This window comes from Methylomonas subterranea (genome assembly GCF_024505185.1).
Taxonomy (GTDB): Bacteria; Pseudomonadota; Gammaproteobacteria; order Methylococcales; family Methylomonadaceae; genus Methylomonas; species Methylomonas subterranea.
On record NZ_JANIBJ010000058.1, the window covers coordinates 1 to 14,025 of the forward strand.

Annotated in this window: 17 protein-coding genes; 4 read left to right on the forward strand and 13 right to left on the reverse strand. The window is 55.2% G+C overall.

What is annotated here, in order from left to right; translation table 11 throughout:
* Positions 1–298: 298 nt before the first annotated feature.
* Positions 299–1,183, reverse strand: a complete 885-nt coding sequence (locus tag NP590_RS19520; protein WP_256604401.1) for a carbohydrate kinase family protein — start codon at positions 1,181–1,183, stop codon at positions 299–301.
* A 286-nt stretch (positions 1,184–1,469) separates the two neighbouring features.
* On the opposite strand from NP590_RS19520, the gene trkA reads away from it, so the two are divergent.
* Positions 1,470–2,825 (forward strand): Trk system potassium transporter TrkA, encoded by a 1,356-nt coding sequence (gene trkA / locus NP590_RS19525; protein WP_256604402.1) that lies wholly within the window; start codon positions 1,470–1,472, stop codon positions 2,823–2,825.
* Between the two features lie 143 nt (positions 2,826–2,968).
* Here trkA and NP590_RS19530 read toward each other — a convergent pair whose 3' ends face one another.
* From NP590_RS19530 to NP590_RS19560, 7 genes are all read right to left on the reverse strand, one after another.
* The gene (locus NP590_RS19530; protein ID WP_256604403.1) at positions 2,969–3,505 is read right to left on the reverse strand and encodes a hypothetical protein; all 537 of its coding nucleotides are present in this window, start codon (positions 3,503–3,505) and stop codon (positions 2,969–2,971) included.
* Positions 3,481–4,017 carry a hypothetical protein gene (locus NP590_RS19535; RefSeq protein WP_256604404.1) on the reverse strand — a complete coding sequence of 179 codons (537 nt, stop codon included), beginning with the start codon at positions 4,015–4,017 and terminating at the stop codon, positions 3,481–3,483. The genes NP590_RS19530 and NP590_RS19535 overlap by 25 nt, the downstream gene beginning before the upstream one ends.
* A gap of 7 nt (positions 4,018–4,024) precedes the next feature.
* Complete coding sequence (locus NP590_RS19540; protein WP_256604405.1) at positions 4,025–4,402, reverse strand: VOC family protein; 378 nt, start codon at positions 4,400–4,402, stop codon at positions 4,025–4,027.
* 30 nt (positions 4,403–4,432) lie between these two features.
* The gene (locus NP590_RS19545) at positions 4,433–5,230 is read right to left on the reverse strand and encodes a hydroxypyruvate isomerase family protein (RefSeq protein WP_256604406.1); all 798 of its coding nucleotides are present in this window, start codon (positions 5,228–5,230) and stop codon (positions 4,433–4,435) included.
* Positions 5,230–6,108: an NAD(P)-dependent oxidoreductase gene (locus tag NP590_RS19550; RefSeq protein ID WP_256604407.1), complete on the reverse strand. Its 879-nt coding sequence runs from the start codon at positions 6,106–6,108 to the stop codon at positions 5,230–5,232. The genes NP590_RS19545 and NP590_RS19550 overlap by 1 nt, the downstream gene beginning before the upstream one ends.
* A gap of 3 nt (positions 6,109–6,111) precedes the next feature.
* Positions 6,112–6,654 (reverse strand): nucleoside triphosphate pyrophosphohydrolase family protein, encoded by a 543-nt coding sequence (locus NP590_RS19555; RefSeq protein WP_256604408.1) that lies wholly within the window; start codon positions 6,652–6,654, stop codon positions 6,112–6,114.
* Between the two features lie 101 nt (positions 6,655–6,755).
* The gene (locus NP590_RS19560; protein WP_256604409.1) at positions 6,756–9,014 is read right to left on the reverse strand and encodes a TonB-dependent receptor family protein; all 2,259 of its coding nucleotides are present in this window, start codon (positions 9,012–9,014) and stop codon (positions 6,756–6,758) included.
* 252 nt (positions 9,015–9,266) lie between these two features.
* Between NP590_RS19560 and NP590_RS20690 the strand changes: the two genes are divergently transcribed.
* Positions 9,267–9,725 carry a chromate transporter gene (locus NP590_RS20690; RefSeq protein ID WP_443192669.1) on the forward strand — a complete coding sequence of 153 codons (459 nt, stop codon included), beginning with the start codon at positions 9,267–9,269 and terminating at the stop codon, positions 9,723–9,725.
* 94 nt (positions 9,726–9,819) lie between these two features.
* On the opposite strand, the gene NP590_RS20695 is transcribed toward NP590_RS20690, so the two are convergent.
* Positions 9,820–10,074: a hypothetical protein gene (locus tag NP590_RS20695; protein WP_443192670.1), complete on the reverse strand. Its 255-nt coding sequence runs from the start codon at positions 10,072–10,074 to the stop codon at positions 9,820–9,822.
* Positions 10,075–10,092: 18 nt separating this feature from the next.
* Here NP590_RS20695 and NP590_RS20700 point away from each other — a divergent pair, with 18 nt between their 5' ends.
* Entirely contained in the window at positions 10,093–10,530 is a 438-nt protein-coding gene (locus tag NP590_RS20700) for a chromate transporter (RefSeq protein WP_443192671.1), read from the forward strand.
* Here NP590_RS20700 and NP590_RS19570 read toward each other — a convergent pair.
* From NP590_RS19570 to NP590_RS19585, 4 genes are read right to left on the reverse strand one after another with little or no spacing between them, the layout of a single operon-like run.
* Positions 10,525–10,809: a GIY-YIG nuclease family protein gene (locus tag NP590_RS19570; RefSeq protein WP_256604410.1), complete on the reverse strand. Its 285-nt coding sequence runs from the start codon at positions 10,807–10,809 to the stop codon at positions 10,525–10,527. The two genes, NP590_RS20700 and NP590_RS19570, sit on opposite strands and share 6 nt — an antisense overlap.
* Positions 10,810–10,820: 11 nt before the next feature.
* Entirely contained in the window at positions 10,821–11,096 is a 276-nt protein-coding gene (locus NP590_RS19575; protein WP_256604411.1) for a hypothetical protein, read from the reverse strand.
* 23 nt (positions 11,097–11,119) lie between these two features.
* On the reverse strand, positions 11,120–11,560 hold the full coding sequence (gene rnhA / locus NP590_RS19580) for a ribonuclease HI (RefSeq protein ID WP_256604413.1): 441 nt from the start codon (positions 11,558–11,560) through the stop codon (positions 11,120–11,122).
* A 1-nt stretch (position 11,561) separates the two neighbouring features.
* Positions 11,562–12,278, reverse strand: a complete 717-nt coding sequence (locus NP590_RS19585) for a class I SAM-dependent methyltransferase (RefSeq protein ID WP_256604414.1) — start codon at positions 12,276–12,278, stop codon at positions 11,562–11,564.
* Positions 12,279–12,365: 87 nt separating this feature from the next.
* Between NP590_RS19585 and NP590_RS19590 the strand changes: the two genes are divergently transcribed.
* Positions 12,366–13,964: a LysM peptidoglycan-binding domain-containing protein gene (locus NP590_RS19590; RefSeq protein WP_256604415.1), complete on the forward strand. Its 1,599-nt coding sequence runs from the start codon at positions 12,366–12,368 to the stop codon at positions 13,962–13,964.
* The last annotated feature ends 61 nt before the right edge of the window (positions 13,965–14,025 follow it).

Below are 14,025 nucleotides of genomic sequence, written 5' to 3' on the forward strand. Positions count from 1 at the left end.
TTAGGTTGCCGCGACGATCGTAGGCGTATTGGGTTTCGCTATTGCCATCGGTGATGGAGGACAGGCGTCCGATACTGTTGTGTGCAGCCACTGCGCTGTCGTAGAGATAGAGGGTATCCAATGCATTGTCGGCGTAATCCTGTAAAGTCAGGCGATTCAGAGCGTCATGCTGATAGGCTGCGGGTTGTCATTCTCTAGATTCACAATAAATCAAACGCCAAAAGGGTGTGCGGTGCGTACCCTACGCAACTACGTAACCGTGGTCCGGCACTGTTTTTAGCATTGCGGAGGTTCGGCTTCACAACGCCCACTCCCGCGCGAAACACCGATAAAAACTCCCATCCTGAACAGTGGCGCCGCGCCGGCCGACGATGCCGGAAGCGAAAGCCTGGGCCCGTTCCAGGATTAACTGCAACGGCCATTCCAGTTGAATACCCAACATCAGCACGGCGGCGAAGGCGTCTCCGGCACCGACGGTGTCGACAACCTGCAACGCTGTTACCGGCACGGCCGCGGCGCGCTGACCGTCCGCATTGATGGCGACAGCGCCTTTTTCGCCGCGAGTGACGACCAAGCCCTGCAGTTGGTGTTCTGCTAAAAACGCCTGCATCGCCACGTCAAAATCAGCGGAACCGGCCTGCAGCGCCTGCAACTCCAGGTGATTCAACTTGACCCAGTCCGCCTCGCCTACCCAGGCCAGCACCTCCGTCTTGTCCCACCACGGCGCGCGCAGATTCACGTCCATGAACACCTTGCCGCGATGGTTTCGTTTCAAGCGCGCCAGCGCTTGCCGGGATACCGCATTACGCAAGGCCAAGGAGCCGTGATACAGCAAACCGGCTTCTCTGTTCTCCGGCAATTGTTCGGCGTCGATAAAGTCGTAGGCTTGCTCGGGCACGATCAGATAACTGGGCTCGCCCTGCTCTATCCTGACCAGCACCGTCCCGGTAGGATGCTCGGTATCGCGCTGTAACCCGGACAAATCCATCTGCCAGTTTTCCATGCCAGCCTGTACCGCCGCCCCGGTATCGTCCGTACCGATACGGCTGATGAAACACGGATTTTGTTTAAAGGCTTGCAAATGCCAGGCGACGTTAAACGGCGCCCCACCCAACACCACGCTGCCGTCCGGAAAGTGATCGAACAATACTTCGCCGAATATCTGTATCCTCGGTTTATTCATACGCCTTTATCCAATGTTGAGTGGTCGGCGGATGGTATGCCGCAACGGCCCGTTGTATCAAGACATTAGTATCCGCGATTGCCGTAACCCGGCAACGCGCCGTTAAAGCTTACGATTCTGGCTTTCATGCCGGTTAATTGTTTGCCGCGCCGGGTGCGTTTATTCAGCCGCCGCCATGGACAGCCCGGCTGATCAAGGTATAATTTCCACCGTTATCCTTGCTCACCCAGCTTGCCCAGCCTCATTCGACTCGAGCCCCCTACACTTTTTGTCTTGCTGAAATTTAATGAAAATTGTGATTCTTGGCGCCGGAGTCACCGGCTCTTCGGTTGCCGGCGCACTTGCCAGCGAAGAAAACGATATCGTGGTGATCGATCAAAAACCGCATTTATTGTCCGCGCTGAAGGGCCGGCTGGACATCGCCACCATAGAAGGTAATGCCGCCCACCCCAGCATTCTGGAGCAGGCCGGAGTGGGCACAGCCGACATGGTGCTGGCGGTCACCAATAACGACGAAACCAATATGCTGGCCTGTCAGGTCATCAATACCCTGTATGAAAAGCCCAAAACGATTGCCAGAGTACGTGCCCTGGACTTCTTGAACCATCCGGAATTATTCGCTCCCGGCGGCATCGACATCGTCATCAGCCCGGAACAGGTGATTACCGAAGCCATTCACAACCTGATCAAATATCCCGGCGCCCTGCATGTGTCGGAATTCGCCGAAGGCTTGGTGCGTCTGGTCTCGATTCGCGTAGTCCCCACCGGATTTTTGACCGGCAAACGCATACAAGCGGTCAAGGAAAAACTGGCCGACAGCATGATCCGGGTCGCGGCCATTTTCCGTAACGGCAAGGCCATTCCGGTTAACGGCGAAGCCTTGATTGCCACCGGCGACGAAGTGTTCTTCGTCTGCCCGCGCGACAAAGTCCGCAAAACCCTGGTAGACCTGCACAAACTGGAATCGCCGATCAAATCCATCATGTTGGCCGGCGGCGGCCACGTCGGCAAGCGATTGGCAATTGCCCTGGAAAACAATTACCACGTCAAAGTCATCGAGCAGGATATCAACCGGGCCAAGGAAATTTCCAACGATTTACGCAAGACCTTGATCCTGCACGGCGACTGTACAGACCAGTCCCTGCTGCAGGAAGAAATGGTAGAGGAAGTGGATTTGTTCTGCGCCATCACCAACAACGACGGCGTCAATTTGATTTCAGCCGGGCTGGCCAAGAAACTGGGCGCCAAAAAAGCCATCTGTTTGATCAACAACAATTCTTATCTGCAACTGGTCGAAGGCACGGATATCGACCTGGCCATCCAACCCAAGCTGGAAACCCTGGGCAGCATACTCAGGCACGTCAGAAAGGGCGATGTGGTCGGCGTCAGCTCGGTGTGCGGCGGCAGCGCGGAAGCCATAGAAGCCATTGCCCACCGCAGCGCGGATGCCAAATCCGTGGTAGGCTTGCGGGTGGATCAAATCAATCTACCCGACGGCGTGATCCTGGGCGCGCTGATCAGAGACAAGGAAGTGATTCCGGTGCATCACGATACGGTATTTGCCGAGGGCGACCACGTGGTGATGTTTGCGCTGGATAAAAAGCTGATCAAAGCCATTGAAGGCTATTTTCAACCGATTTAGGATTCCGCCTCTAATAACTTCCCTGTGTACATCCCTCACCCCACCCTCTCCCGGCGGGTGAAGGAACTGATCGGCTTTTACGACAGCCTCCGAAGGGAGAGAGAACAAACTGCCGAAGTTATTTTGGGCGGAACCCTTAACCGTTAATCGCCGCTGTCGATAAAGGCCAGGGTCTTTTGCGGCAGGGTCGCCTCCCCCCCGCTCCGCAGCGAGCCTATATTGTCTTCGTGCACGGCCGTCATGAATTGAATCAGCTGCATCTCCACCTTGAGTTTCTCCCGCGGGTCCTCGGCGTCCCACATCCGATTCAACAATTGCTTGGCGTGGTGATGAATCGTAAAGGCCACGGCTTCCGGCAAATGGGCGAAATTTTCCCGTAAGCCGAGCTTGAGCTTATCCAAGGCCTGCAAATATTCCCGATAATCCTTCAAATCCTGTTTGCACTGAATTTTCAGCATCGCCAGCTCGTTGTCGTGACGGGTTTCGCTCAACGCCAATTCGTGCGCCAATTGGCTGGCCTGTTTCTTCAGTTCCGCCACCAAGGCCTGTTCCGCCAACAGGCTGGCTTCGCGCAAGGCGGCAACATGCGGCTGCCGGGCCAAATGCCAACGCAAATTTTCGTCGCGCTGATCGCGCCACAGCGCCAACGCGCCGTTCAGCCAGCGCTTGAAGAGCGGCATAGCACTCGCTCGCGCAGAGCCAGCATCGCCTGAGGATCGACTTGGCTGCGATGCTGCTTGAGATGTCTCTGCAAGGTTCTAAAGCGGTCCGGCTCCACGGAGTGGCGCAATTCCGCCGATATGGCCTTGAACAACGCCCGGCTGTGTTTCTTATTGTCGGCCGTCAACAGGCGCTGCCTTTTCAATTCATATAGATACTGTATCTGATCCCTTTCAAGCGGCCGCCGCTGAACGGCATGGTGGCGCGATATCCGCAACATGGCCAAGCGCCGGACAGCGGCGGCTTCACCGTGAAAATACACGACCAATTCCCGGTACAGCGCCCGCAGAAACAATCCGCATCCCAACAGTAAAAGCAAGGAAAATGCCAGCAACATGATATGACCGGCCAAGGGATACAAAAACACCGCCAGTCCGGGCCAGCCTAGCCGCCAGCCGACAAATCCCGTAACCAGCAGGATCATCGCCAGACTGGCTATCCACAGCACAGCGTAAAGGGTAATTTTGGTCATTAACTATTCAAAGCGGCCGTTCGATAAACTCCAGCGCGTTACCGTCCCTATCCCGGCAAAACAGCGCCTTGCGCCCGGAAATACTCATGGTGTAAGTCATACCGGCTTTATCCAGCTCGTCGCGCAAGGCATCCACCGAACTGCAATGCAGGGCTACATGGCGGTCGCGGCCGCCATGCGCGGGTCTGCCTTCGGTCGGGTCCGGATTGTCCAGTTCCAACAGATGTATCTGCTGGGCGCCGATTTGCAACCAGGCGCCGGGAAACGGCAAGGGCGGGCGTTCCGTGGGCCGCATGCCCAAAATATCCCGATAGAATTTCAGCGACTGCTCGGTATCGGAGACAATCAGGCTGGCGTGATGAATCGTCAGATCGAATTTTGACATGGCAAAAACCTTTAACTTGAATCCCGCGCATTATAACGCGGCCGCCTCGCTTGCCGACGGGGTTTTCATCCAGGCCAAACCCTCGGCCGTCACGGGGCCGGGTATATATTCCGCCCCCACCCAGCCCTCATAAGGCAAGGCCGCAATAGCATCGAATAGCGAGGCAAAATCCAAGCCGCCGCTCCCCGGCCGGCCGCGACCGGGACAGTCGGCGAATTGTATGTGGCCGATTTTATCCACATGTTCGGCCAGAAAGGCCATACAGTCTTCCCCCATCCGGCTCATGTGGTATATATCGTATTGCAAACGTAATTTGGGGTGATTCAACTCATGCCATATCGACAGCATCTTGGCGGAACCGTCGACCATAAAGCCCGGCATATCATGACTGTTGATCGCCTCGAATACCGTTGTCAGCCCAAGCTCGGCAAAGACATCGGCTGCGTAAAGCAAATTTTCGCCCAAGGTTTGCCGATACTCGGTCATACGGCCGGCATTCAGACAACGACCGGGCAATACATTGATACAGTCCGGCCGCAATACTTCGGCATAATCGCGGGCCCGCGCAACAGCGGTCTTGAAATAGGCCTGTTTTTCCGGCACGGCGGCCAGGCCTTCGCCGCCTTGCAACAAGTCGTCGGCATCCACATTAAACAGTACCAATTTCAGATCGTGCGTCCGCAAGGCTTGTCGTATCGATTCGGCGGATAACTGGTAGGGAAATTGTATTTCCACCGCCGCAAAACCGGCCTGTTTGGCGGCCTGGAAGCGCTGCAACAAGGGCAGTTCGCTAAACAACATGCTCAAATTGGCGCTAAAACGCAGCATCAGTCCGGCCGGTACAGTTTAATCAGCGTGGACGGGTCTTGATCCAGAAAGCCCCGCAAACCGTGCAGTTGCATCAATTGCGCCGCCAGACCCGACATGGGTATCGAACTGCCTTGCTTATTGGCCACATCCACCGCCATGCTCAAATCCTTTAACAAGGTTTTCACCCGCCACTTCACGGGTTCGAATTGTCCGGCCGCCATTTCCGGGCCGACGATTTGCAGCGGCCTGGAATCGGCGAAACCGCCGGTAAGCGCCTCGGGAATTTTTGCGCTATCCACCCCGGCCCGTTCGGCCAAGGCCATCATCTCCGCAATCACCAGCACATTGCAGCTGACTATCATTTGATTACAGATTTTGCTGATCTGCCCACTTCCGACCGGTCCCATGTGGGTAAATCGGCTATATAAAGGTTGCAACACCCGGCGGGCAATGGCAATGTCGTCCGCCTCGCCGCCGGCCATGACGGCCAAACTGCCCTGCTCGGCACCGGCCGTGCCGCCAGATACCGGCGCATCGACCCAGCGCATGCCGCAGTGTTGCTGCAAGCGCTCCGCCAGTTGCCGAGTAGTTTCCGGGTGAATGCTGGACAAATCGATCAACAGTTGGTCGGGGCGGCCATGCGGCAGTATGTGTTGGAGCACAATATTTTCGACCACCGCCGTATCGGCCAGACACAGCAAGATCAGGTCGGATTGCCGCACCAATTCGGCAATGCTGTCGCAAACCCCCGCGCCGGCGGCGGCAACGGTTTGCAATTTTTCCGGACTGCGATTCCAGACCTTGACCCGAAAGCCGGCATCCAGCAGCCGCAAGGTCATGGGCCGGCCCATCAGTCCGATACCGATGAAACCCAAGGTGTAAACTTGCCCGGTCATGCTTTATTCGTAGAGTGCGTCGCTTAAGTCCGGCGCTTGCGGCAAGGTTTCCTGTGCCAGGCGTTGACTGTAATCATGAGCGCTGCCGGCGCGCTGTGCCGTATTCATCAAGTTGCCATGCACCATGCCGAAGGCTTTATCGAAATCGGCATTGATGAAGCTACGCGCCAGTTGTTCGCAGATGTTGTATAAAGCCGAATAGTGAATGCTTTCTCCGGACGAACAGTTGTTGATTTTGTCCGCCAGCACCCGCATCACGGATAGTACCGAACCGTCCTGCCGCCAAGCCACCGAAGTGGCTACCACATCGTCGCCTCGACAGGCAATGGCCGCCAAGGCGTTGTAGGCCAGATCCACCAAGCCGGCCAGAATCTTGGCCAAGTCGCCGGCCGTGATGGCTTTGAAGGTTTCGCTGCCGCAATCCATCAGCAAGGCTTGCCGCATGACGATGTCCATGTCTGACAGGTGCGCGGTTTCGGGATATTCGGGCTGCTCTATACCGAATTGATCGTGAAACTCTCTGACTTTTTGTAGATGTTTGTGCATGACTCACCCCCCTTAATTAATATGCTGAAACATGGTACAGGGGCGGAAGGAAAAGCGCAAAAGGCCGTCTCCCGCAAGGCCCGCGGGAGACGGTTGGAGCTTTAAATATCGAAATCCAGTTCGAAACCGCCGTATGCAAATAAAGGCATGCCGGGACGCGGACCGTAAGGCTGGCGGGAGACGATGTATTCTTCATTACCGGCATTCTGCACGCCGCCCAGGATTTTCACGCCCTTGGCGACCTTGTAATAAGCCGAGACATCCACGATGACGTATTCGTCGGTTTTACCGAAGCGGGAATTCGGCTTGCCGTCGCCGTCCAGCTGTTCGCTGGTATTGCTGGCGCTGGCGAAGACGGAGCTGACATAGTTAGCGGCCACCTCCATACCCCAGCGGTCAAAGTGCAGGCCGCTGCCGAAACTCAAGGTGTATTCCGGAATATAGGGAATCCTGTTGCCTTTCTTGCCGAAACTGAATATGGACTCGGGGTCTTTAGAAGCCGCGTTATTCAACTGTTCCGTATCGGTATAGGTGAACGAGACAAAATAAGGATTTCTGAAACCCCAGCCGAAATCTTCGCCGGCATCGTAATTCATCGCTACTTCAACGCCTCGGCTATCGACGGCGCCAAAATTTTTGAAATCGTCGCTGCCGCCACCGCCAATACTCTCAATCACCAGCAGGTTTTCAAACTGCGTGTAAAACCCGGTCACTTCGGCCGAAAATGCGCCGCGCTTGTAACGACCGCCCAATTCGTAGGCATTGCTGGTTTCGGGCTGGGCATTCTGAGCGACCGCGTCGGCGGGCCCGGCGGGCGAAAAGCCGCGATGCGCACTGGCGAACATCATGAATTCGTCGGTGAATTTATAATCCACGCTGGCGCCGCCGGCATATAAATCCGTTGCGGTTCTGGCTTTCATCTTGGACGCCGTCCGCCTGTCGTCATAGACTTGGTCGAGATGTTCGTAGCGGAAACCCGGCGTGAAACCCAGTTTGCCCCATTCCATCCTGTCCTTTAAAAAGAAGGCGTAGGCATGGGTTTCGCCGGTTCTGTCGTCTTGGCTGCCGGGCTTGCCGACATCGACATTAGTTATGACGCCGCTGGCGTTTTGTGTATAGCGGGTATCGTGCTGAAAGCGTGTTTCCGCGTCGGTGTGATAGCGAAAACCGCCATTAAGCTCGTGATGAATGACACCCGAGTCGAATCGGTAGTTGGCCATGGTTTCCACACCGCCGGCATAATAGGCGCGGTTGTTATCGCGGACCCGCAGACTGCAGGCAAAATCGCCTTTCAAACAGGCCAAGCCCTGCCCGTTAAAATCACCCGCCAACGAGCGGGCCAAATCCCGGTTGCTGCCGCCGAAGCGAATATCCTGCAATTTGCTCCAGTTTCGATTGAACTCCTTGTAATACGCGGTAGTGACAATGTCCAGGTTGTTGGTCGGCGAGATGAAATAACGGGCAAAGCCGCCGTATTGCTGACTATCGATATTATCGAAACGCGACGCGGAATACCGGCGATAAGGATCGTTGCGAAAATCCTCTTCGCTCAGCCCCAGATAGGTTTCATTAGCATCCATGCTGGAATAGCCGAATTTGACTTCCAGCTTTTGATACATGGCGGTATTGGGTTCCCAAGACAAACGCACCATGGGCTCGACCTGTTGAAAACCGGTTTGATCGCCGTTGTGGAAATCCGGCGTGCTGTCTATGGTTTTAAAACCGTCGGATCCGCGATAAAAACCTTCCACCAGATACCCTACCCTGCCGTGCGCGGTATCCAGGGTGTCGCCGACAAAACCGTGCGAGCGGAACTCGCCGTAACTGCCGTAGATGGATTTCAGGTAGGCCTTGCCTTCCAGCGGAATCGGCGTGGATAAATAGTTCATAACGCCGCCGGTAATGTGCGGGCCGTATTTAATCTGGCTGCCGCCCTTCAATACCTCGACGCCGCTCATCCGCCCGCCGGCCGGGTTGTAATAAGCCGCCGGCGCCGAATAGGCCGCCGGCGCCACCAACACGCCGTCTTCCATCACGGTAATCTTGGCGCTGCGGGTGGTATCGACACCGCGAAAGCTGATATTCGGGAATAAGCCGAAGCCGTCTTCCTCCCGAATATTTACCCCTGGGGCTTTGCGCAAGATGCGGTTGATGTCGCTGTAACTTTGCTCCCGAATGTCCTCGGTGCCTATGTAGGTCGCGGAAGCCGGCATATCCTTGGCGTCTTCCGCGCTACCGACCACGCTGACCATATCCAAGGCTTCCGCCTCGACCTGCTTTACCGCGACCGGCTGGTCTTTGGCCGTCTTTTCCTCGGCCGCGGCCGCGCCCGCGCCGGCCGAGAGCCATATCAGGGACATGGCCCCGATTAACCGTTTGGATTCGAACATACCCATCCCCGTCAAGTAATTGCCAAATGTAAAAAAAGTAAATACGCTTCACATGATACCTTTGACACAAACGAGAATCAATATCATTTTTAAACACGGAAAATACCCTCCGCCCCGCCAATCAATCCAAGCCTGTTGTATACATTCAGTTATCTGGGTAGCATCCGCCACACGCATAAGCGAACAATGTTGACAACAACCTTCCAAAAAAGCGACAAACTCATGACATCCAACCATTCCGAACACACGGTCGATCGTCACAACAGGCCCGCCCCCGTGGCTTTTGGGCAGGCTTTTCGCTTTTGGCTGAAGCTGGGCTTTATCAGCTTCGGCGGCCCGGCCGGGCAAATCGCCATCATGCACCAGGAACTGGTGGAAAGACAGCGCTGGCTGTCGGACCAACGTTTTCTGCATGCCTTGAACTACTGCAGGCTATTGCCGGGGCCGGAAGCCCAGCAATTGACTGCCTATTTCGGCTGGCTGAGGCACCGCAAGCTCGGCGGCATCGTCGCCGGCGGCTTGTTTGTGTTGCCATCTTGGTTGATCTTGATCGGTTTAAGCTGGTTGTATCTGGCCTACGGTCAGGTCGCGGCGGTAACCGGCGTGCTGTACGGGATTAAACCGACAGTGACGGCCATGGTGTTTTCAGCCATTTTTTGCTGCATGCGCCGTTTCCGTTGATCGTGTTGCTGGCCGGTCTTTTGGGCGGCATGGGCGGCAAATGGCTACCGGACAAATTTGCCTTGAGCGGAGGACAGGGCGCGGCCGAACGGAGTTACGGCCCGGCATTGATGGACGACGATACGCCGACACCGTCCCATGCCTTATTTTCCTGGCCGGGTTTATGCAAAGTCATTGTCGTCGGCTTGGCTTTATGGGCCGCCGTCATCGGCTGGCCATGCGCTGAATACGGCTGGAACGCCGCGCTGACGCAAATGGGTTGGTTTTCACCAAGGCGGCCTTGTTGGCCTTTGGCGGCGCTTACGCGGTTTTGCCCTACGTCTATCAAGGCGCGGTCTAGCATTTTCACTGGCTGACGCCGCGGCAAATGATAGACGGCTTGGCCCTGGGCGAAACCACGCCCGGACCCTTGATCATGGTGGTCAGCTTCGTGGCCGGCGCGGTGGCCGCCACGCTGGTCACCTATTTCACCTTCCTGCCCAGCTTTCTGTTCATTCTGGCCGGCGGCCCGCTTGTGGAATCGACCCACGGCAATTTGAAATTTACCGCGCCCTTGACCGGCATCACCGCCGCCGTGGTCGGCATGATTCTGAATCTGGCGGTGTTTTTCGCTTGGCACGTGTTCTGGCCGCAAGGCTTCGAGGGCCGTTTCGACGGCATTTCCGCGCTGATCGGCCTGTGCGATTTTTGGGCGCTGTTCCGATATAAAGTAAACGTGATTCCGCTGATTCTGGCCTGCGGCGGTGCTGGGCTTTTGCTGGAATTCGGCAAACTCTGGCTGGCCCGGCAAGGTATCGTGTTATGAAGACGGCGGCATCACCCCGTCCCGTAACAACAACCGGTTTTGTTGGATCAAAGCCCATTTTTCCGCGCGCCGCATTTTTTTGATGGCGCTTTCGCGGCGGCAGGCGTCCGCGCGCGAATAGTTGGTTTCCCGATAGGCGACGTTCAGCGGCTGCCGTCCGCGAAAAAACTTGGCGCCCTTGCCGTTCAGGTGCTGAAGAAAACGCCTTTCGACATCGGTGCTGATCCCGGTATACAAACTGCCGTCGCTGCATAAGATGATGTAAACCGACCAATCCATGGCGCCACGCTTCAATTGCTGCCTTTATTCAACCAAAAATTCAGCGCCGCCGCGGCCGCCAAACCGACGCCGACATAGGCATAGCGCACAATGAAGATCAGCGCGCCATTTTGATTATGCGTGGCGGCATCCTTGACACTCGGCGTGACGGTCAGGCTCCACAACAACGCCGCCAAAAAATACACCACAACACCGGAAACACCCCAAGACACCGGCGGCCGGCCGGAACGCCCGGCCGTGCCGTAAAACCATACATCGACCAATGCGGCTGCAATCACGCTTAACATGACGTTCTCCCGTTTCGATAATTTTATGGCTTCAAGCGTCGGATGCCTTGATTGGCCAGACTGTCGGCCGTTTCATTACCGATATCGCCGGAATGGCCCTTGACCCAAATCCATTCGATACTATGGCGCTGAATGCAGCTGTCCAGCCGCCGCCACAAATCTTCATTTTTGACCGGTTTGTTGGCGGCGGTTTTCCAGCCGCGTTTTTTCCAGTTGACCATCCACTCGGTAATGCCTTGCAACACATATTTGGAATCCGTATGCAATTTGACCGCGCAGGACTGCTTCAAGACTTCCAAGGCCTGTATGGCCGCCATCAGTTCCATCCGGTTATTCGTGGTCTCCGCTTCCCCGCCGCAGAGTTGTTTTTCCCGATCCTTATAGCGCATGCACACGCCCCAGCCGCCCGGCCCTGGGTTACCCTTACAGGCCCCGTCGGTGTATATCGTTACAACTTCGCTCATATCATTTTCCAGTTTTTTGTAAATTGGATTCCAAGCCGACATTAGCCGCCGCCAAGCGGGTTTTGCCACTTTTTGCGGGAGTAAGCGGAATCAGGGAATACTGTCTTTTGACCGCCTTGATCCCATATGCCATGGAAAACATGGAATTTATCGGCGCTGAAAATCCCCCGTGCCTGATGGTAAAAGTATCCAGGCCGAATTCCGCGCTATGCAATATTTCGAAATTCAGCAATTTTAACCAATCCGACAAACGGGACCGCGTGACGAAATGTGCATGCCACGACTCGCCGATTTTTTTATCCCATAAAAACTGCAAGCGCACATACAGACTGAGCGAGTTGAAATTCAAAATTACCAATTCCCCGCCGGGCTTCAATACGCGATGCACCTCGCGCATGGTGCGAAAACGCTGGGCGTCGAATTCCAGCATGTGCGGAATGATCACTAAATCCATCGATTCGGTCTGTATCGGTAGGTTGAAGGCTTTGGCATTCACCTTCAAGGCGTGGCTGTCGCCCATGCCCTTACCGTCCAGAATCACATAATTTCTGTACAACGAACAATCCACAAACTCGCTTTCCCAATCCAGGCCGCCTATTTGCAACTGCGTCTGCTTGCAACTCACGGTAATGCAGCGCTTGAGGTACTGCGCTTCCATGGATTGCAGCAATTTGCCCCGCGGTGTCTGATACAGTGCAAATAAAAATTTTCGTTTCATCTAATAGTCGCCCCTGGGGGAAGGATTGTTGGCTTAATCGGCAAAGCCATGGTAGCATCTAATTTTTTGATTTTAAGGGTAAAGACAATGCCTCGCTCAATTTCCAAAAAATCGACCCGACATCTGTCCTATTTGCTGCCCATATTGCTGGCAACCGGTTGTAGCCAAACCGCTCACAAAGATCCCTTGTCGCCTTCCGCCGGCAGCAAGTTTTCCGTTTTCACCCGCGGTCACAACAATAATAACCGTTTGAGCAAAGCTAACGACGCCAAGGAACATGCGACGGTTTGGGATCGCATGCAATCCCTCTACGCATTGCCCGAAATAGATAATGCCAGGATCGACCGGGAAGTAAACTTCTACCTGAAAAATCCCGATTATTTGAGCCGGGTTCAACAACGCGCCGAACCTTACCTGTTTTTTATTCTTAACGAAATCGAAGCCAAAAACATTCCCGGCGAAATGGCCCTGTTGCCCATCGTGGAAAGCGCCTTCAGACCGGATGCGGAATCGCCAGCCAAGGCCTCCGGCCTTTGGCAGTTCATCCCGCCCACCGGCCGTCTGTACGGTCTGGAGCAAAACAGCTGGTACGACGGCCGCCGCGACGTCATCGAGTCGACCCAGGCCGCCACCACCTTTCTGAAGCAACTCAGCGAGGAATTCAACAACGACTGGCTGCTGGCCTTGGCGTCTTATAACGCCGGCAAGGGCAATATCCGCAACGCCATGGACAAAAACCTCGCGCGCGGCGAAGCAACCGATTTTTGGTCGCTGGATTTAAACAGCGAAACCTCGGCTTACGTACCCAAACTGCTGGCCATTGCCAAAATTTTCGGCAATCCCGAGAAATACAATCTCAACTTGCAACGGATCGCCAACGAGCCCTACTTCGAACTGATAGACGTACAATCGCAAATCGACCTAAGCAAAGCCGCGGAATTGGCCCAAACGCCGCTGGACGATTTTTTAAAATTGAATCCGGCCTTCAACCGCTGGAGCACGGCGCCCGAAGGCCCGCACCGCCTGTTGATTCCGGTCGAAAAAGCCGACAGCTTCAAGGAAAGACTGGCCGAGCTGCCCGATAGCGAGCGCATCAAGTGGGAACACCACACCGTCGGCAATAAAGAATCCTTAAAATCCATAGCCCAGAAACATCACACCACGGTCGCGCAAATTCAGGAAGTCAATCACCTGGACAGCACCGACGTGGGGCAAGGCAAAACCTTGTTGATTCCGATGTCGTATAAAAACATCAAAGGCTACGACGAGCCCGCCGTGGCGTCGGCGGATACAAAAACCGCCGCGCAACCGCGTGTCAGCGTGAGCAAACAGGAATACACGATTAAAAAAGGCGATACCCTGTGGAGCATTTCCCAGCGCTTTTCCGTGGATAAGAACGACATCCTGAGCTGGAACAAAATGACCGCCAAATCCGCCTTGAAACCCGGCCAGAAGTTGACCATCAAAAAGACCGGCGGCAATATTCAGGTGGCTTCCACGGCTCCCAGCTTTAAGCAAATCAGCTATACCGTCAAACCCGGCGACACCTTGGCGAAAATTTCCAAGCACTTCAAAGTCAATGTCACCGATTTGCGCAAATGGAACAATGTGCCTAAAAATCGCGCCGACATCAAGCCCGGTTCTAAATTGAAAATCACGCTGGAAGCGGGACATTCTTCATCATAATTCAAATCGAGCCGCGCTCGATTAAAGGCAAAAACGGCGTGCTCATGTTTGGCATGAGCAC